The 18,736-nt window shown below is 34.5% G+C and carries 18 protein-coding genes; 12 read left to right on the forward strand and 6 right to left on the reverse strand.

The genetic code is table 11. From position 1 onward, the window contains the following. Positions 1 to 80: 80 nt before the first annotated feature. On the reverse strand, positions 81 to 569 hold the full coding sequence (locus OXQ85_RS13130; protein ID WP_267405125.1) for a DUF6438 domain-containing protein: 489 nt from the start codon (positions 567 to 569) through the stop codon (positions 81 to 83). A gap of 138 nt (positions 570 to 707) precedes the next feature. Between OXQ85_RS13130 and OXQ85_RS13135 the strand changes: the two genes are divergently transcribed. Beyond that, positions 708 to 1,439 (forward strand): methyltransferase domain-containing protein, encoded by a 732-nt coding sequence (locus OXQ85_RS13135; protein WP_267405126.1) that lies wholly within the window; start codon positions 708 to 710, stop codon positions 1,437 to 1,439. 65 nt (positions 1,440 to 1,504) lie between these two features. Here OXQ85_RS13135 and obgE read toward each other — a convergent pair whose 3' ends face one another. The 3 genes from obgE to OXQ85_RS13150 all read right to left on the reverse strand — a co-directional run bounded on the left by obgE (position 1,505) and on the right by OXQ85_RS13150 (position 3,856). Beyond that, positions 1,505 to 2,488 (reverse strand): GTPase ObgE, encoded by a 984-nt coding sequence (gene obgE / locus OXQ85_RS13140; RefSeq protein ID WP_267405127.1) that lies wholly within the window; start codon positions 2,486 to 2,488, stop codon positions 1,505 to 1,507. Positions 2,489 to 2,566: 78 nt separating this feature from the next. Beyond that, complete coding sequence (locus OXQ85_RS13145; RefSeq protein WP_039364831.1) at positions 2,567 to 3,145, reverse strand: adenylate kinase; 579 nt, start codon at positions 3,143 to 3,145, stop codon at positions 2,567 to 2,569. A gap of 156 nt (positions 3,146 to 3,301) precedes the next feature. Then, entirely contained in the window at positions 3,302 to 3,856 is a 555-nt protein-coding gene (locus OXQ85_RS13150) for a phosphoribosyltransferase family protein (protein WP_267405128.1), read from the reverse strand. Between the two features lie 614 nt (positions 3,857 to 4,470). On the opposite strand from OXQ85_RS13150, the gene abc-f reads away from it, so the two are divergent. Next, a complete protein-coding gene (gene abc-f, locus OXQ85_RS13155; protein WP_267405129.1) occupies positions 4,471 to 6,060 on the forward strand; it encodes a ribosomal protection-like ABC-F family protein in 1,590 nt (529 codons plus the stop codon). A gap of 75 nt (positions 6,061 to 6,135) precedes the next feature. Here the strand turns inward: abc-f and OXQ85_RS13160 are convergent, their stop codons facing one another. Then, complete coding sequence (locus tag OXQ85_RS13160) at positions 6,136 to 6,750, reverse strand: hypothetical protein (protein ID WP_267405130.1); 615 nt, start codon at positions 6,748 to 6,750, stop codon at positions 6,136 to 6,138. 52 nt (positions 6,751 to 6,802) lie between these two features. After that, positions 6,803 to 7,558, reverse strand: coding sequence for a hypothetical protein (locus OXQ85_RS13165; protein WP_267405131.1), 756 nt, complete (start codon positions 7,556 to 7,558; stop codon positions 6,803 to 6,805). A gap of 166 nt (positions 7,559 to 7,724) precedes the next feature. On the opposite strand from OXQ85_RS13165, the gene OXQ85_RS13170 reads away from it, so the two are divergent. The 10 genes from OXQ85_RS13170 to OXQ85_RS13215 all read left to right on the forward strand — a co-directional run bounded on the left by OXQ85_RS13170 (position 7,725) and on the right by OXQ85_RS13215 (position 18,731). Further along, positions 7,725 to 9,011, forward strand: a complete 1,287-nt coding sequence (locus OXQ85_RS13170) for an adenylosuccinate synthase (RefSeq protein ID WP_267405132.1) — start codon at positions 7,725 to 7,727, stop codon at positions 9,009 to 9,011. 744 nt (positions 9,012 to 9,755) lie between these two features. After that, positions 9,756 to 10,604 carry an energy transducer TonB gene (locus tag OXQ85_RS13175; RefSeq protein WP_267405133.1) on the forward strand — a complete coding sequence of 283 codons (849 nt, stop codon included), beginning with the start codon at positions 9,756 to 9,758 and terminating at the stop codon, positions 10,602 to 10,604. A gap of 164 nt (positions 10,605 to 10,768) precedes the next feature. Further along, positions 10,769 to 11,542 (forward strand): AAA family ATPase, encoded by a 774-nt coding sequence (locus OXQ85_RS13180; RefSeq protein WP_267405134.1) that lies wholly within the window; start codon positions 10,769 to 10,771, stop codon positions 11,540 to 11,542. Positions 11,543 to 11,617: 75 nt separating this feature from the next. Continuing rightward, a complete protein-coding gene (locus OXQ85_RS13185; RefSeq protein WP_267405135.1) occupies positions 11,618 to 12,508 on the forward strand; it encodes a ParB/RepB/Spo0J family partition protein in 891 nt (296 codons plus the stop codon). Then, positions 12,509 to 13,156, forward strand: a complete 648-nt coding sequence (locus tag OXQ85_RS13190; RefSeq protein ID WP_267405136.1) for a DUF5683 domain-containing protein — start codon at positions 12,509 to 12,511, stop codon at positions 13,154 to 13,156. A gap of 117 nt (positions 13,157 to 13,273) precedes the next feature. Next, on the forward strand, positions 13,274 to 13,975 hold the full coding sequence (dapB, locus tag OXQ85_RS13195; RefSeq protein WP_267405137.1) for a 4-hydroxy-tetrahydrodipicolinate reductase: 702 nt from the start codon (positions 13,274 to 13,276) through the stop codon (positions 13,973 to 13,975). A 110-nt stretch (positions 13,976 to 14,085) separates the two neighbouring features. After that, positions 14,086 to 15,744, forward strand: coding sequence for a signal peptidase I (gene lepB / locus OXQ85_RS13200; RefSeq protein WP_267405138.1), 1,659 nt, complete (start codon positions 14,086 to 14,088; stop codon positions 15,742 to 15,744). A gap of 60 nt (positions 15,745 to 15,804) precedes the next feature. Then, entirely contained in the window at positions 15,805 to 16,419 is a 615-nt protein-coding gene (locus OXQ85_RS13205) for a WbqC family protein (protein ID WP_267405301.1), read from the forward strand. A gap of 10 nt (positions 16,420 to 16,429) precedes the next feature. Beyond that, entirely contained in the window at positions 16,430 to 18,109 is a 1,680-nt protein-coding gene (locus OXQ85_RS13210) for a S8 family serine peptidase (protein WP_267405139.1), read from the forward strand. A gap of 127 nt (positions 18,110 to 18,236) precedes the next feature. After that, positions 18,237 to 18,731 carry a lipocalin family protein gene (locus OXQ85_RS13215; RefSeq protein ID WP_267405140.1) on the forward strand — a complete coding sequence of 165 codons (495 nt, stop codon included), beginning with the start codon at positions 18,237 to 18,239 and terminating at the stop codon, positions 18,729 to 18,731. Positions 18,732 to 18,736: the final 5 nt, after the last annotated feature.

Consider the following 18,736-nt stretch of genomic DNA (forward strand, 5'->3'; position numbering starts at 1 on the left):
TGTTTTTATAATTAAAGTAAAAATTCCTTCAAAATGAAGGAATTATGTTTGCAAAGGTAGCGTAAATATTTTTAAGCGAATTAATTCACTTTTGTCCATTGTTGATTTTTTCTCAATTCTTCGAAAAATTTGTAAACTGCTGAAAGTTTTTCACTTCCGCGTTTCCCATAATCTTCTACATTTTTAGAACCTCCATCTGCAAAATTTACTCTTAAATAAGATGTCGGAAGATCAGTAATATTCTTTTCACCATATTTATCATTTAAATTTTTTACATCTAAACCATCCAATAAAGCGATTAATTTATTATAATCTGCTTCTTTAATGGTTCCTTTAAAAGTTCCTTCTCTAGGTTTAGAAAATTCGTCTTTTGAGGGTTTATCATTAAAATTAAAATGTTCTGCTTCGAAAACGGCTGTTCTGTCTGGATTAATAGTCATTTTAAAAACTGGACAAAATCCGAAACACGGTGTTGCTTCATATTCTATTTTAGAATATTTTGATTTCATATTCTGAGAATTACATGAAAATAAAAAAATAAAAGCGCAAAGACCTAGTAAATATTTCATAGTTTAAATTTGAATCTTGTCTTTCAATAATTGTTCCAAATCCTTTGTTAATAAAAGTTTCAGAATAAATTTAATATTGGAAAAGACATTTAGGATAAATTTTTGTTATTTTGAAGATTGTAATTCTACACATCTAATATGTACAATTTTTTAAAATCTGTCGCTAAAAATATCATTCCTCAAAAAGCGCTTATTGAAAATGAAGAAAGATTCAGAAAGCTTTTAATTCCTTTTTATAAAGGGAAAGATCATCAATGTAATATTTGTGAGACGAATTTGAAAAGTTTTGCCCAATTAGAAAATGGCGATTTAATTTGTCCTATTTGCGGAAGTATTTCCAGAGCTCGCCGATTGTATAAATTGCTGAACGAAGAGTTTATAAAAAAAGATACTATTTTTTTAGATTTTTCTCCTTTCCGAATGCTGTATAAAAAGTGGAAAAAGAAAAATGATCTTCGTTATTTCGCAACCGATTTTGGAAGTGATTTTATTGCTGATTATCGATATGACATTACCAATATTGATGCTGAACAAGAAACTTTTGACTTGATTGTTTGTTATCACATTTTAGAACATATTATTGATGATAAAAAAGCAATGAGTGAATTGCACAGAGTGCTAAAAACTGGTGGAAAGGCTCTTATTCAGACTCCTTTTAAAGATGGTGAAATTTACGAAGATTATTCAATCACAACGGAAGAGGAAAGACTGAAACATTTCGGACAGGAAGATCATGTGAGAATTTATTCTGTGAAAGGTTTGGAATCCCGTTTAAAAGAAGTTGGTTTTAATGTGGTTGTAAGAACGTTTTCGAAAGATGATTACTATGGTTTTTCTCAGAATGAAAAAGTTTTAATTTGTACAAAATAATTTAAATAAAAAATCCGTCTCAAATAATGAGACGGATTTATATTTTGAAAAAATTGTTCTAAATTTTATCCGTGAAGCTGTTTCCAGATGGCATCTTTCAATTCCATTGTTCCTTCCCCTGTAACACCTGAGAAAAACAAAGGCTGTTTATTTTCAGGGAATTCTGCGGAGATTTCTTTCTTTAATTCATCATCCAATAAATCAGATTTTGAAACGGAAACGATGAAATCTTTATCCAACAATTCAGGATTATATTCTTTCAATTCATTTTCCAAAATTTTAAACTCTTGGAAATGATCTTCAGAATCTGCCGGAATTAAAAATAATAAAATTGAATTTCTTTCAATATGTCTTAAAAATCTGTGACCAAGACCTTTACCTTCCGCTGCACCTTCAATAATTCCCGGAATATCTGCCATTACAAAAGACTTATAATTTCTGTAATCAACAATTCCTAAGTTTGGAGTTAAAGTGGTAAATGCGTAGTTGGCAATTTTTGGTTTTGCCGCAGAAACAGATGCTAAAAGCGTAGATTTTCCGGCATTAGGGAAGCCCACCAAACCGACATCAGCCAAAATTTTAAGCTCGAAAACAACGTAACCTTCTTGACCTTCACCTCCAGGTTGTGCAAAACGTGGAGTCTGGTTGGTGGAAGATTTAAAGAATTCATTTCCTTTTCCGCCCATTCCTCCTTCCATCAGGATGATTTCCTGACCGTCTTCCATGATTTCGCCGATGATTTCTCCATCTTCATTTTTAGCGATAGTCCCGATCGGAACTTCAATATAAACATCAGCTCCGTAAGCTCCGGTCAACTGGTTTTTTCCTCCGTTTTCACCACGTTCCGCTTTTACGTGACGGGTGTAACGAAGAGGAAGTAAAGTCCATTCATTAGCATTTCCTTTCATGATAATATGACCGCCTCGACCTCCGTCTCCACCATCAGGACCACCTTTAGGAATATACTTTTCGCGGCGAAGATGGGCAGAACCTGCACCTCCGTGACCGCTTTTACAATGAATCTTTACGTAATCTACAAAATTTGACATATAGTTTAGTTGTCAGTTAATGGTTGTCAGTTGATTGTGATTGCTGACAACTATCAACTGTCAACTATCAACTGTAATCTATTTTACTTTTTCTACTTCAGCGAAAAGTTTTTCAGAGATTTCGTTGATGTCTCCAACACCGTTGATCTCTACGTATTTACCTTGTTGCTTATACAATTCGGCAACTTCTGCTGTTTTTGCGTAGTATTCTTTTATTCTGTTTTCAATGATTTCTACATTGCTGTCATCAGATCTTCCGCTGATTTCTCCTCTTTTTAATAGTCTTTCAACCAAAATAGTATCTTCCACTACCAAAGAAAGGCAAACGTCGATCTCATCGTTTAATTCTTCTTTTACGATTTTCTCCAAAGCCTCTGTCTGAACAGCCGTTCTTGGATAACCGTCGAAAATGAATCCTGCCGCATCGGTCGGTTTTCTGATTTCGTCAATCAGCATATCTGTCGTTACCTGATCCGGAACCAATTCTCCTTTATCGATGTAAGATTTAGCCAATTTCCCAAGCTCAGTATCATTTTTCATGTTGAATCTGAAAAGGTCACCTGTTGAGATTTGCTTTAAATTAAATTTCTCGATTAAGTTTTGCGCTTGAGTTCCTTTTCCACTTCCTGGAGGGCCGAACAGAACAATGTTTATCATAATGTTGTTTTGCTTCTGGCAATTGGCAACTGGCTTTTGGCTTTTTACCTTTATCCGATCTGCTTTTTTAGCCTTTAGCGTTTTTAAGTTATTATTAAATTTATTTCTTTATTTTACTTTTTGGGCTAAAAGCTATCAGCTAATAGCCAACAGCGTTTAATGGTTGATTTGTCCGTCTTCTAATTGATAAAGATTTGGTAGGTTTCTTCCTAACTCATCGTAATCCAATCCGTATCCTAGAACAAATTTGTTTGGAATTTCTTTTCCGATATAATCCAACTGGAAATCTTTTTTATACACTTCAGGTTTCAATAAGAATGAAGCTATTTTTACAGATTTCGGACGTTGCGTTTCGTTAAAATATTTGAAAAGACTTTCAACAGTATTTCCTGTATCCACGATATCTTCTACCAAGATAATGTGACGGTCTTTTACGTCTTTCGTCAGTTCCATTTTTTGGTAAACAATCCCCGTAGATTCGGTTCCTGCGTAAGAGCTCATTTGAATGAAAGCAATCTCACATTCTCCAGGATAATGCTTCAAAAGGTCTGAGAAGAACATGATCACTCCGTTCAAAACCCCAATGAAAACAGGCACTTCATCCTTATAATCTTCATAAATTTTTAAAGCCGTAGCTTTTACAATCTCCTGAATTTCGGCGTCCTCCAAATAAGGAACAAAAGTTTTGTCGTGAACTTTAATACTCTCCATAAAAATTTTTAGTAGGCTGCAAAGTTAAGGATTTTTGATGAAAGTTTTTTATGAGTTTGATTGGGTTTGTATTTTAGGTTTTTAGAGTATTAGTATCTGAGAGTTTTAGTATTGGAAAGTTTTTTCTGTATGTCATTCAGAACGAAGCGTAGCACAGTGAAGAATCTATTTTTAACACAAAGACCATAAAGTTTTGTTAAAAATTATTGTGTATATTTTTCGTTCGCAAAGGCGTTTCACTCAGCAAAGATATTACAGCTTGAAGAATTCCCCTCCTTTGGAGGTGTGGCGAAAATTTCAAAGAAATTTTTGACGGGGTGGTTAAAGTGTGAATAGTGAATAGCCAAATGTGAATTTTAATATTATTCTGGAAAAATTTATAATTCAAGTATTGACAATCATCATTTAAGACGTTTCGCTTTCCTAGCCCCGATTGCAGTGAAAATCCTTTTTGAAAAGAAAGCGGGAAAAGCTCCAAAAAAATATTTAAAATCACTATCTTTGCAATTCACAAAACCCAAAATATCAGGATGTAGGATACAATTTCTTTCAGATTTTATAGACAATAACGAGCGAAGTTATTGCAGTTTTAACTTTAACTATAGAAAGAAATTATGTTTTTTTTACACAATATATCCTTTGGGTTTCCTGCGGGGAATCTGCTTTTTAATTCTATCAACTTAACGATACCTTCACACTCAAAATCGGCTTTGGTCGGAAGCAACGGCATGGGAAAATCTACCTTGCTGAAAATCATGGCGAATGAAATTGAACCTTTGGAAGGTAGCATCAATATTCAGGGTGATTTGTTTTATGTTCCTCAGATGTTTGGAAATTTTAATGATCTGACGGTCGCAGAATGTTTAAAAATCGAAAAAAAACTGGATGCCCTCCAAAAAATTACGAGTGGGGAGGTGGATGAAATCTATTTTGAAATTTTAAATGACGATTGGGATATTGAAGAACGTTGTCAAAATGCTTTACAATATTGGAAACTCGAAAATTTAGATTTAAATCAAAAATTGGAAAGCCTGAGTGGCGGACAAAAAACAAAGGTTTTTCTGGCCGGAATTCAAATTAACCAGCCTGAAATTATTTTACTGGACGAGCCGACAAATCATCTCGATCTGGAAGGTCGGAATCTGTTGTATGATTTTATTGAAAAAACGAATTCAACTGTTGTGATCGTCAGTCACGATCGAACTTTACTGAATTTGGTCGATACGATTTTTGAATTGAGCAATCAAGGAATTTCAACCTATGGCGGAAATTATGACTTTTATGCCGAACAAAAAGAAACTGAAAATGAAGCCTTACAAAACGATATTCATTCCAAAGAACGGGCGCTGAAAAAGGCAAAAGAAAAGGAAAGAGAGACGATCGAACGAAAACAAAAACTCGATGCACGGGGAAAAGGAAAACAGGAAAAATCAGGTGTGGCGAGAATTATGATGAATACCCTGCGGAATAATGCAGAGAAAAATTCTTCAAAATTAAAATCTGTTCATGCCGAGAAAATTAATGATATTTCTGGTGATTTGCGGGATTTGCGTTCGTCGGTGAGAAATGCGGATCAGATGAAAGTGAATTTTAATGATTCGAATCTGCATTCGGGGAAAATTTTGATTTCGGCAGAGAAAATTAATTTTAAATATGATGAAGAAAATCTTTGGAAAGAAAACCTCAATCTTGAAATCCGAAGTGGTGATAGAATTTCGATTAAAGGTTCGAACGGTTCGGGAAAAACGACTTTGATTAAGCTTTTGTTGGGAGATTTGCAGCCTTCTGTTGGAACTATTTCGAGATCGGATTTTCAGACGATTTATATTGATCAGGAATATTCTTTGATTGATAAAAATGTGACGGTTTATGATTTTGCCCAACAATTCAACGATAACGCGTTGCTGGAATCTGAAGTGAAAACCTTATTGTCAAGATTTTTATTCGGAAAGGAAGCCTGGAACAAAAAGTGTGATGTTCTAAGTGGCGGAGAACGCCTGCGACTTCTTCTGTGCGGACTTTCCATCAGCAACAAAGCGCCCGATATGATTATTCTCGATGAACCGACAAATAATTTAGACCTCCAAAACGTGGAAATTCTGACGAATTCTATTAAGGATTATCATGGAACTTTGGTGGTGATTTCGCATGATGAGGTGTTTTTGGAGGAGATTAAGGTTATGAGTGAGGTTTTATTGAAATAAGAATAATAAAAATATCCATACTGTTTGTCATTCCGCAGGAATCTAAGTTGTCGAAAGGTTTCTGCGGAATGATAATTATTTAGCTTCTGATAATGTCCAATCAAGATACATATCTTTATTAATAATGTCCACAAGAAGATCTTCTAAATTCTCGCAAAAAGGTCTTTTTAATATTAATGGAGATTTTATTAAAGTTTCCTTTAATTCTTCTTCAGTATAGTAATAGGCGTTTGGATTATCACTATCATATTGATTAGCTTTCCAGATTTTGTGTTTTAGTAAAACACTGACTAAGTTTTCAATAATTACATCTTCCAATCCACATGCTTCATCTTCCACTTTATTAATTATTAAATCATATTTTCCGTCCCACACATCATAATTATTATAGTAGACCCTTATTAATCTTTCCTTATTCAATTGATTAATTATATAAATAAGAGCCGGCTTTCTTCCGGTTGCACTTCCATAGGAAATTATTTTTTTACTTCTTTTTAAAATGAATAAAGGACCTTGCCCAACGAATTGGTCTTCAAATCTTAATGTTTCAAAAAACTTTTTAGATTGATACTGGAAGCAAAATGTATCATCGGTTTCATGGATATCGTCTATTTCAAAAATATCTCCGATTTTATTTAAAAGATATTCTTTGGCTATTTTTAGATATTCATCTTTTGAGTTTTCTTGCATTTTATTTTAAGTGTTTTTTTTTGTGAAGGTCGTTAAGAAAGTTACATCAATCCTAACTTAACTTTTTTTCTATAGTAATTGTTGCTGATTTAATAGTTACTACAACAAGGTATTTATATAATATTAATAATAATTTTTTCTTTAAAGAATATGTCAAATTTTCAGGATAGACTGTAATTTCACCATTATGAACAAAATTATTTCTTATTGAATATGCTATAGTTAATATGTCAATATGAGAAAGATCTGGAATGTTTTCGTCAACTATTATTTTGTCTAATATATTATTTAATCTTGTTTTTTGTCCTCCTTTAGCTAATGTCTCGCAATATTGTAAATAATCTTTTAATGATGTTCTTGTATCAATATTATAAAACTCATTCTTTAATTCTCGATTTGTGATACTTAATGAATTGGTTATTTCTTCAGTTTCTGAATAATCAGAATTGGTAGAATCATTTAACCATATAATTTTTCGAGTGGATAAATCCAACATTAGTGCTTTTTGATGAAAGATAAAAAAAGCTTCATATGCAAACCAAATATCTGAAAATTTATAAAGAAGTAGATGACATTGTTTTAAATCTCCCTGTTTTTCATCAACAAATGTTTTAGTTAACTTTATTTCGTTAATTGCAAGTCCTAAACGTAGTTTTGCATCAAACTTTATAAAATCATCATAGAATTGTAAAAGATTTGTTCTTTCATTTTCATCTTCTTCATCAAAAGCTTTTGGTAAAATGTTTTTGTTTAAATTTTCATAATCAGAATAAATTCTGTTAAAGCCAATAATCGAGTTTTCTATCATGCTATTGTTTTTCAATTCAAATATAAATATTATTTAAGAGTTTTCTTACGAATTGTTAATCTCCAACCACATAATTTCCACCCACCCAAAAAATAAAATCCACCACAAATTTGCCCACCCAATTTTTTAAAAGTAATTTTGCATGAATCTAAAATAAAAGTAAAATATGTCAACTTACGTAGTTGTAGGTCTTCAGTATGGAGATGAAGGTAAAGGAAAAATCACGGATGTTTTATCGGCAAAATCGGATTACGTTGTACGTTTCCAGGGTGGGGACAACGCTGGTCACACGGTTTATGTAGGTGAAGAGAAATTCGTTTTGCACCTTCTTCCATCGGGAGTTCTTCAGTGCAAAGGGAAGTGTATCATTGCCAACGGAGTAGTGGTAAATCCTAAATCTTTCATTAAGGAGGTGAATCAGATCGAAAGCAAAGGCTTGAAGACAGATCACATTTTCATCAGCAGAAGAGCGCATGTTATCATGCCTTACCACATTCTTTTGGATACTTACCGTGAAGAAGAACACGGAGGAACGCAGATCGGAACGACGAAAAAAGGGATCGGACCTTGCTATGAAGATAAAATTGCAAGAGTTGGTATCAGAATGATCGACCTTCTGAATCCTGAAATCTTAAGAGACAAAATCGAGAAAAACTTAAAAATCAAGAATTCTCTTTTTGAAAAATATTACGGAAAGCCGACATTAGACGTTGAAGAAATTTACAACGAATATTTAGAAATCGGAAAACAGCTTCAGGACAGAATCGTTGATACGGAACTGGAATTAAACGAAGCCATCAGAGACGGTAAGAACGTTTTATTCGAAGGAGCACAGGCTTTAATGCTTGATATCGACTTCGGAACTTATCCATACGTAACTTCATCTTCTCCATCTACAGGAGGTGTTTGTTCAGGAGCAGGAGTTCCTCCAACATCACTTCAAAACTTGATCGGTGTGGCAAAAGCATACTGTACAAGAGTTGGAAACGGACCTTTCCCATCAGAATTAGACAACGAATTAGGAGAAAGCATCAGACAAATCGGTGGTGAATTCGGAGCTACGACAGGGAGACCAAGAAGAACAGGTTGGTTAGACCTTGTTTCTTTGAAGCATGCTTGTATGATTAACGGAATCAATAACTTAGTAATTACGAAATTAGACGTTCTTACAGGAATTGAAAACTTAAAAGTAGTTACACATTACAAAACTGAAGACGGAAAAATCATCGATTATTTCACTTCTTCAACAGAGAAATTGTACAACTACGAACCAATCTATCAAGATCTACCAGGTTGGAAAGAAGACATCACAAAAGCAAGAAGCTACGATGAACTTCCTGATACCGCTCAGAAATACATCGAGTTTATCGAGAAGTATTTAGGAATCAACGTTTACTTAGTATCTGTTGGTCCTGAAAGAAGCCAAAATATTATCAGAAAAGAATTATTCTAAGGAATATTTTTAAATAATTAAAAAGAGACTGTCAGTTTTGATGGTCTCTTTTTTTGTGATTGCGAGGAATGATAGTAACCTGTACTGAGCTTGTAGAAGTAAAGCAATCTCAAATTATCCATAAAGTTTGTCATTCAGAACGAAGCGATAGCGCAGTGAAGAATCTCCCTTACTCAGACACTCAAACTTTCAGACCCTCAAACTATAAGTAAGAAGCTATTTCCCGCTTTCCGCACTCGCTATTTTCTTTTGTTTCGGCGCGGCAGCGAAGCTGCCGCGCCGAAACAAAAGAAAATGAGCTCAAACAAATGCTTCAATCAGGGCTAGGGTGGCAGTCATCCATTTAAAAGCGTAAATAATCTCAACGTTTGTCATTCCAGTTTCTAGGATAAATTCAATGTTCCTCTTTTTGAGTGAAACGCTTTTTCGAATGAAAAATATTCACAAGAATTTCAAATAAAAACTTTAGGATCTTGGAGTTTAAAAAAATTACTGAAAATCAAATTTGAAAATTTTTTATATGCCAGACCAAAAGATTTAATCTTTTAAAAACTCCCATTATGATAAATTTAAAAAATTACCTCTCAACCTACCCATAAATTTATAAATTCAGTTGTTAATGTGCTTTAAATTGAGTTTTTAACAAAATATTGGCAATAATTTTGAACTTACAACATCGAATATCGATGATTATTATCAGAGTTAATAGTCAATTTTTTTTTAACAGTTTAAATATTTATAGTGATGAAACAACTAGAAACAAACCAGGAATTTCGTTTTAATGAAATCTTATTTGAGCACAGAAATAAAGAATATGGTGCCTATGTTTTAAGAAACGAATCAGACAAAATTTTAACCAAAGCACTTTTTATCGGAGTAAGTTTATTGGCAGCGATTTCAATTTCACCATTCGTAATTTCAGCTTTTGAACAAGAGGAAGCGAGAGTAACCGTAGAACCTGTTTATCGTCCCGTAATTATTGATGATACTCCTTTGGAAAAAGATCCTCCAAAAGAAATAGTAAAGCCGGTTCAGCCTGTTGCTCCTCCAAATGTGAAGCAGTTTGATAGTTCTGTTCCTGAGCCTACTAAAGATGCGATTGAAAAACCTGTGGAAAAAATCCCTGAAGATGCGGTGGCTGGTTTAACGAATAATTTCAAAGGAGAGCCTGTAAAAGATATTTACATTCCGCCAGCACCAACTATTGGAACAGGACCAGCGGTTCCTCAAATTCCGGTAGCGCAGCCTCCTAAAATTGATAAAAACGCAATTGTTGGCGGAAGCGAATTGGCCGTTGAAGCTTCTTTTGAAGGCGGTATTAATTCATTCAGAACTAAAGTAATGAACAATTTTGATGGTTCAGGAATTGAAGGAAACGGCGATGTATTGAAAACTACAGTAACATTTATTGTAGAAATCGACGGAACGATTTCAGGAATCAAAGCCAATGGTGCGGATGCAGATTTCAACAGTGAAGCGATGAGAACGATTAAATCGATCTCGAACAAAGGAAAATGGAAGCCAGGGAAAAATAAACAAGGCGAATCGGTAAGAAGCTATTTTAAATTTCCGATCTCTATGCAGTTTGAATAATTAATGTGAAATAAATTTTGATAGTTATCCACAAAGAATTTTTTTTGTGGATAATTTTTTTTATTCTTAAATTGCTTGTTAACAATATTTTAACTCAAATTTCGATTTATCCGTTCATAAAGAGCACGGAAAAATGTGTATTTTTGAGCCTTAAAGTTCGAATCATGGCAAAAATTATAGGTATCGCTAATCAAAAAGGAGGAGTAGGTAAAACTACAACGGCTGTAAACCTTGCAGCGGCGTTAGGAGTATTGGAGAAAAAAATACTAATTATAGATGCTGATCCTCAGGCAAATGCAACGTCTGGGCTAGGCGTAGATAATGTTCAGTATTCCACTTATAATTTGTTGGAACACAGCGCAGAAACCAGAAACTGCATCAAGCAGACGGCAACTCCGAATTTGGATATTGTACCTTCTCATATTGATTTGGTAGCAGCTGAGATCGAGCTTGTAGATAAGGATAACCGTGAATATATGCTTAAAAAAGCATTAGAAAGCGTTAGAGATGATTATGACTATATCATTATCGACTGTGCACCGAGTTTAGGTTTGATTACTGTAAATGCGCTTACGGCGGCAGATTCTGTGATTATTCCTATCCAATGTGAATATTTTGCTTTGGAAGGTCTTGGGAAATTGCTGAATACGATTAAAAACGTTCAGAAGATTCACAATAAAGATTTAGATATTGAAGGTTTGCTTTTGACGATGTACGACAGCAGATTAAGATTGTCTAACCAAGTGGTAGAAGAAGTAAACTCTCACTTCCCGGAAATGGTTTTCGAAACTATTATCAGCAGAAATGTAAGATTAAGCGAAGCGCCAAGTTTTGGAGAAAGTATTTTGAACTATGATGCAGAAAGTAAAGGGGCTGTGCAGTATATCCAATTGGCAGAAGAAGTGCTGTTGAAGAACGAGAAATTAGTTAAGAATTAAAAATTAGAATTTAGAAAGAGGTATCATGAAAAATGATTTTAAGTCATTTACAGTGTATCACTTATCAATTATATTATGAAGGACAAAAAAAGAGCTATGGGGCGTGGTTTGGGTGCCATTTTAAGTGCTGAATCCAAAGCATCTGTCAACTCAGCGACTGATGAGGGGGCAGATAAATTTGTGGGAAATATCGTAGAGGTTGCACTTGAAGATATTTATCCGAATCCGGCTCAGCCAAGAACTTATTTTGACGAAAAAGCATTAAACGAACTTGCTAAATCTATCGGAAGTTTAGGGGTTATTCAGCCTATTACTTTAAGAAAAGATGGAGAAAGATTCGAAATTATATCTGGGGAAAGACGTTTCAGAGCAACAAAAATTGCAGGTTTAACTTCTATTCCGGCATACATTCGTTTGGTAAACGATCAGGAGCTGCTGGAAATGGCTCTTGTTGAAAATATTCAGAGAGAGGATCTTGATGCGATAGAAATTGCATTAACGTACCAAAGACTGATGGATGAAGTAGGTTTAACTCAGGAAAATCTTAGCCAGAGAGTAGGAAAAGACAGAAGTACCATTACGAATTCTATTCGATTGTTGAGGTTAAGTCCGGATATTCAGAATGCCATCCGTAGCGGAGAAATTTCTGCTGGACACGGAAGAGCGATTATCAGCCTTGAAAGCGAAGAACATCAGCAGGTTTTATTTGATATTATCATTAAAGAAAAACTGAATGTGCGCCAGGCTGAGCAGGCGGCAACTGCATTGAAAAATCCAAAATCACCGGCTGCAAAAAGAGCAAAAGCTGAGCTTTCAAACAATTATAAGAGAGCACAGAAGACGATTGCAGATATCTTAGATGTAAAAGTTGAAATCAAAACGGCCGGAAACGGTAAAAAAGGTAAAATTGTTCTGGACTTCAAAAATGAAGATGAGCTGGAATATATTTTATCTCATATTAAATAAATGAAGAAATTACTTTTCACTTTTTTCTTGTGTATTTTTGCGTTGGCATACTCACAAGTCAATCCCAACGATACTATTCGGGTAGAAAACCATCCGAAAGACAGTATCTCTGCGGAAAAGCCTACAAAATCTGAAGCGTCTATCGTTCAGGATATTGAAAAGGTGAATTCAAAAACCCTGAAAAAAGCTAAAATCACAAAGCTTAATCCTACAAGAGCAGGTTTATATTCTGCTGTATTGCCGGGATTAGGACAATATTATAATAAAAAATACTGGAAAATTCCGATTGTTTGGGGTGCTGTAGGTGTCGGAGCAGGAATTGCCATCTGGAATGATAATCAGTATAAAAAATATCGTGGATATTACGTTGCCAAGCTTAACGGTACACCCAATGAATTTGTGGACAGTAACCCGAATCTTGATAAAGTAGCATTGGGAAATGCACAGGACAGAGCAAAAAGACAAAGAGATTATGCCATTGCGATTACAGGATTGATCTATATCCTGAATATTGTGGATGCTGTGGTAGATGCTCATCTTTATGAAGGTCGTCATGATCCGGATCTTGCGCTAACGCCTGCTGTAATTCAGGATAATTTTGGGATTAACCCTCCTAAAACGGGTTTAAGTTTAAGTTATAGATTCTAGACAATTAATAAATAATAATTAATAATGAATTCTGTTCTCCCAATCATCGCGACCTTTGCGTTAAAATAGAATAGAATTTTAAATAAATAAGCTGTTTAAAAAGCAGATAAATAAAATATGAAAATAGCATTAGTAGGATACGGGAAAATGGGCAAAATTATTGATGAAATTGCCACAAAGAGAGGTCATGAAGTGGTTGCCCGACTAAAAGAAACTCCTACTGCTGAAAATTTGAACGGTGCAGATGTTGCCATCGAATTTTCTTTGCCGGAAGTAGCTTACGAAAATGTAAAAGCTTGTCTTGAAAATAAAGTTCCTGTGATCTGTGGAACAACAGGTTGGCTTGAAAGAAAAGCTGAAGTAGAACAAATCGTAGTGGATAACGGAACTGCATTTTTATATGGATCGAATTTTAGTTTAGGTGTTAATTTATTTTTCGCTTTAAACGAAAAACTGGCTGATCTAATGAAAAATGTGGATGAATATTCTTGTCAGTTGGAAGAAATTCACCACATCCATAAACTGGATGCTCCAAGCGGAACCGCAATTTCTATCGCAGAAGGAATTTTTAAACATAATCCGAAATTTGAAGCTTGGAAACTAGACGAAACTCAAGGTAATCAATTGGGAATCTTTGCCATTCGTGAAGATGAAGTTCCTGGTACACATAGTGTTTATTACAGAAGTGAAGTAGATGAAATCGAGATCAAGCACACGGCCTACAACAGAAACGGTTTTGCACTTGGTGCTGTGGTTGCTGCAGAATGGATCATCGGAAAGAAAGGAAATTTCGGAATGAAAGACGTTTTGGGACTTTAATTTGTAACAAAATCGCTACATTGCAAACTAATTGGTAACAATGGGAAGCAGTAAAAATTACTCATTGCTTATTACCAATTATTCATATTATAGATTAGGCACAAAAATTTATGAACTATTTTTTAACTTATACAGTCTACGTCCTCATTTTATCTGTATTAATGGGGGCTTCAACTTGGAAGCTGTTCAAGAAATTAGGATATAATCCGCTTTTTGCTTTTATACCTTTTTACAATTATTTCATTATTTTAAAAGAGACGAAACATCCGAAATGGTGGGCAATTTTATCGTATTTGCCAATCGTGGGACCCATTATGATGTCTGTTTTTCATTTATATTTAATGAAAAAATTCGGGAAGACTCTCTTTAAAGATCAGCTTCTTACGGTAATTCTTCCGTTCATTTATATGGCAACGGTAAATTATGGTAAAGACGTAGAGTTAGAAGATGAAAATGCAAACGATCTTTTCTTAACAGATGAAGAGAAGAATTCAAAAAAGAAAGATACTTTCGTTGGGTCTATTACTTTCGCGGTAGTTTTTGCAACCATTATCCACGTTTTTGTAACGCAGCCTTTCGGGATTCCGACGGGATCTATGGAAAGAACGTTGCTTGTTGGTGACTTCCTTTTCGTAAATAAATGGAGCTACGGTTACAGATTGCCAATGCGTCCTGTTGCAATTCCTTTCTTACAGGGAACAATCATGGATACAGGTGAAAAAGGAAATCCTAAAGATGATCCTAAATCTTATGTGGACGGAATCAAACTTCCTTACGAAAGAATTTTCCAGTTTAGCAAGCCTCAGAAAAATGATGTTGTTGTTTTCAATTACCCTCGTGATTCTGTGCATACAGCTATTGACAGAAAAGATCCTTATGTAAAGAGATTAGTAGCTGTAGCAGGTGATACTTTCGAAATGAGAAACGGAAGACTTTTCGTAAACGGAAAACCTGAAACTGTTTTGGGAGATCAGGAAGTTCAGCACGCTTATACAGTGAATACGGGAACTCAATTAGATATTCCAGCTTTATATAATACTTACGGGTTTTTACCGGTAAGAGAAATGCAGACGGATAAAGGGTTTTTATATGCTTTCCAGGGATTAACAGATAAAACGGCTGCTGAAATCAAAACTTTACCAAACGTGGTAAGTATGGAAGAAAGTATTTTTCCGAAAGATTCAGCAACAGTTTCATATAAATTGAATGCTGACAGATCTGCTTACACAAAAAGTATTGATACTACTCAGTCTATTTTCCCAATCAACAAACCTTGGAATCAGGATTGGTACGGACCTTTAAAGATTCCTAAAAAAGGAGATGTGGTTACGATTAATCAGGAAACTTTACCAGAATATCAGTGGATTATTTCTGAATACGAGCATAACAAACTAGAAAATAAAAACGGAAAAATTTTCATCAACGGAAAAGAAACCAACCAATATACTATTCAACAAGATTATTATATGATGGTTGGGGATAACAGAGATGCTTCTTTAGATGCCAGATTTTTTGGTTTCGTTCCTGAAGAGAATATCGTTGGAAAACCAATGTTTACTTGGATGAGTATTCAAGGGGCGTTCAAGGATGCCAGTTCTTCTTATCAAGCACCTTGGAAGATCCGTTGGGAAAGAATGTTTAAAGCAACAAATACCGGAGAAGCTAATAAAACTTCATACTGGTGGATTGCAGCAATGATTTTGATTTTATTCTTCGGATGGGATTACTTCATGAAAGTTTTCAGAAAGAAGAAATCAGAAGACGATTAAGAGCTAAAATAAATTTAAAAATAGAATGAAGTATTTGAAAAAATACTTCATTTTTGTATGATGAATATGCAGAATATATTATTACCGGTATTTTATTTACCGCCAATTTCATGGTTTTCAGAGTTTTTAAATCCTGAAAATGAAGTTGTTTTTGAGCAGTTTGAAAATTTTCCAAAGCAGACGTACAGAAACAGAGCCAATATTTATGGCGCAAATGGGAAGCTTTCATTAATTATTCCCATCCAGCATAACGGGAAAAGAGAATTCAAAGATATTGAGATCTCTCATCGTGAAGATTGGCAGACTCTCCATTGGAAATCGATCAAAACAGCATATCAAAGTTCTCCTTATTTTGAATATTATGAAGATAAATTCAGAAAAATATTCGATTTGAAGGAGAAATTCCTGTTAGATTTTAATCTTAAAGGGTTAGAAATCATTCAGCAGATTTTAAAAACAGAAAAGGCACACTCTTTGAATGTAGAATATATCAAAAATCCTGACGAGATTAATTTTCGTGAGAAATTTTCTGCGAAATTACCTTCAGAATATGAAATGGATGAATATTATCAGACATTTACGGATAAATTAGGATTTTTAAAAGATTTATCGATTTTAGACTTGGTTTGTAACAAAGGTCCGGAATCTTTGACTTATATTAAAAATATTAAATAATTATACTCACATGAAAAAGGTATTATTAGCTGCTGTTTTTTTGACGGGATTAAACCTTGCATTCGCTCAGGATGCTCAGGGTAAAACTGCTGACACGAAAGAGGATAAAGACCTGATGACTTGGTATCATAAGGATTTTTCAACTTCTAAAGTATATGGTGTAAATACAGAAAATGCCTATAAATATTTAGAATCTAAAGGTCTTAAAGCAACTCCGGTTGTGGTCGGCGTTTTAGACAGTGGAGTGCAGGTAGATCACCCCGGATTGGTGAAGAATATCTGGTCAAACCCTAACGAAATTCCCGGAAACGGTAAAGATGATGATGGAAACGGATATATTGATGATGTTCACGGATGGAATTTCATTGGTGGAAAAACAGCCGATATTGATGTAGATAATATGGAGGTAACTCGTGTTGTTGCTAAATATAAACCTATTTTCGAGGGTGACGATTCTACAAAAAATAAAGCAAATCAAGCTAAAATGCCTGAAGAGTTTGCAATGTACATGAAGTCTAAAGACAAGTTTACTAAAAACAGTGTTGAAGGCAGACAAGGATTGCAGACGTTTACCATGATAAAGGAATCTATTCCGAACATGATGAGATTGTTAGGTGGGAAACCTCTAACTTCTGAAACAATTGCTACATTGAAGCCGACTGAGCAGAAAGATGCAATTGCTTTACAAGTTCTTAGTCAACTTACTCAAGATCCTGGTTTTAGAGGAAAGTCAGGTGCTGATTTCGAGGCTAAAATTACAAAAGATATGAATGATGCTTTGGAAGAGTATACTCCTAAGGCTCAGCAATATGACCTTAATTTTGATCCTAGAAAAGAAATCGTAGGTGATAACTATGATGATTATTCTGAAAGAATTTATGGAAACAATCATTATGAAGGTCCAGATGCAAGACACGGAACTCACGTTGCAGGTATTATCGCGGGGCTTCCGCAAGGAAAAGAAGTTCAGTATGGTGTCGCTTCTAAAGTGGCAAAAATCATGTCTGTAAGAACAGTTCCTAATGGTGACGAAAGAGATAAAGATGTTGCTAACGCCATTCGCTATGCTGTTGATAATGGTGCTAAAGTTTTAAATATGAGCTTTGGTAAACCTGTTTCTCCAGGAAAAAATGTCGTTTGGGATGCATTCAAATATGCTGAAGATAAAGGAGTTCTTTTGGTAAAAGCAGCAGGTAACGAAAACGAAGATGTTGCAGAACATTTAGCATATCCTACCAATTTCAAAAATATTACCGATGATAAGCCTTTTGTAAGCAATGTTTTGGTTGTGGGTGCAAGTACGAATAGAAATAATGAACTAAGAGCAAGTTTCTCCAATTTCAATAAGAAAATGGTAAATGTTTTTGCTCCGGGTGAAGAAATTTATTCTACAGTTCCACATGATAAGTATGAATATTTACAAGGAACTTCAATGGCTTCTCCCGTAGTAGCTGGTGCAGCGGCTGTATTATTGGCTTATATGCCGGGACTTACTCCGGCGCAGGTAATTGAGTCTTTAGAGAAATCTAGTAATAAAAGTAAAGAAAACGGTTTTGGAGATCTTTCACAAGCTGGCGGTGTTATTGATGTGAAAAAAGCAGCAGAATATGCTTTCACAAACTTCTATAAAGGAAAATCGACACCCGTGAAGAAGCCTGCAAAATCCGTAAAAAAGACTGTTAAAAAATAATATATCTGCCTGTATTTAAGGTTGAAACATAGAAAGTCCGAATTTTTCGGGCTTTTTTTATTTTTATTTTTCAATTTTGGCACGCTTTTTTATAACTTTATGGTATATAAAATAATAAACAACAATTATGAAAAAGTTACTACTTGCAGGAATGTTGGGAACATCACTTTTTGCAGTGTCTTGTTCCGCCGTTAATAATGCAAAAACAGCCCAGAGTCAGAGATCAGAATTTCTAAAAATGAAAGGAGACTGGCAGATCGTAAGTATTAATTACGATAAAAAGTTTAAGATTAAGCCTTTTGACGAAGGAATAGATGCTCAGTGTTTTGTAGGAAGCCATTGGAGATTAATCCCTAATAACTGGACTGGAGCTTTTACAGTAACTGGTGGTGGAAATTGTGGCGCAGGATTTACTCAGCCAATAAAAATTGATTCTAAAAACGGAAGTACTTTCGAATTTAAGAAAATCGCTGATGGAACCAAAGCTAAACAAAATACAGCTGGATATGTTTTAACTTTAACAAATCAGACAACAGATCAGTTCACACTTGAACAAAATGTTCCTTTTGACGGAGAAAATGTAAGAGTTGTTTACAACTTTGAAAGAACAGGAATGAAATAATTAAC

Source organism: Chryseobacterium sp. GM_Chr_2 (genome assembly GCF_026540445.1).
GTDB lineage: Bacteria > Bacteroidota > Bacteroidia > Flavobacteriales > Weeksellaceae > Chryseobacterium.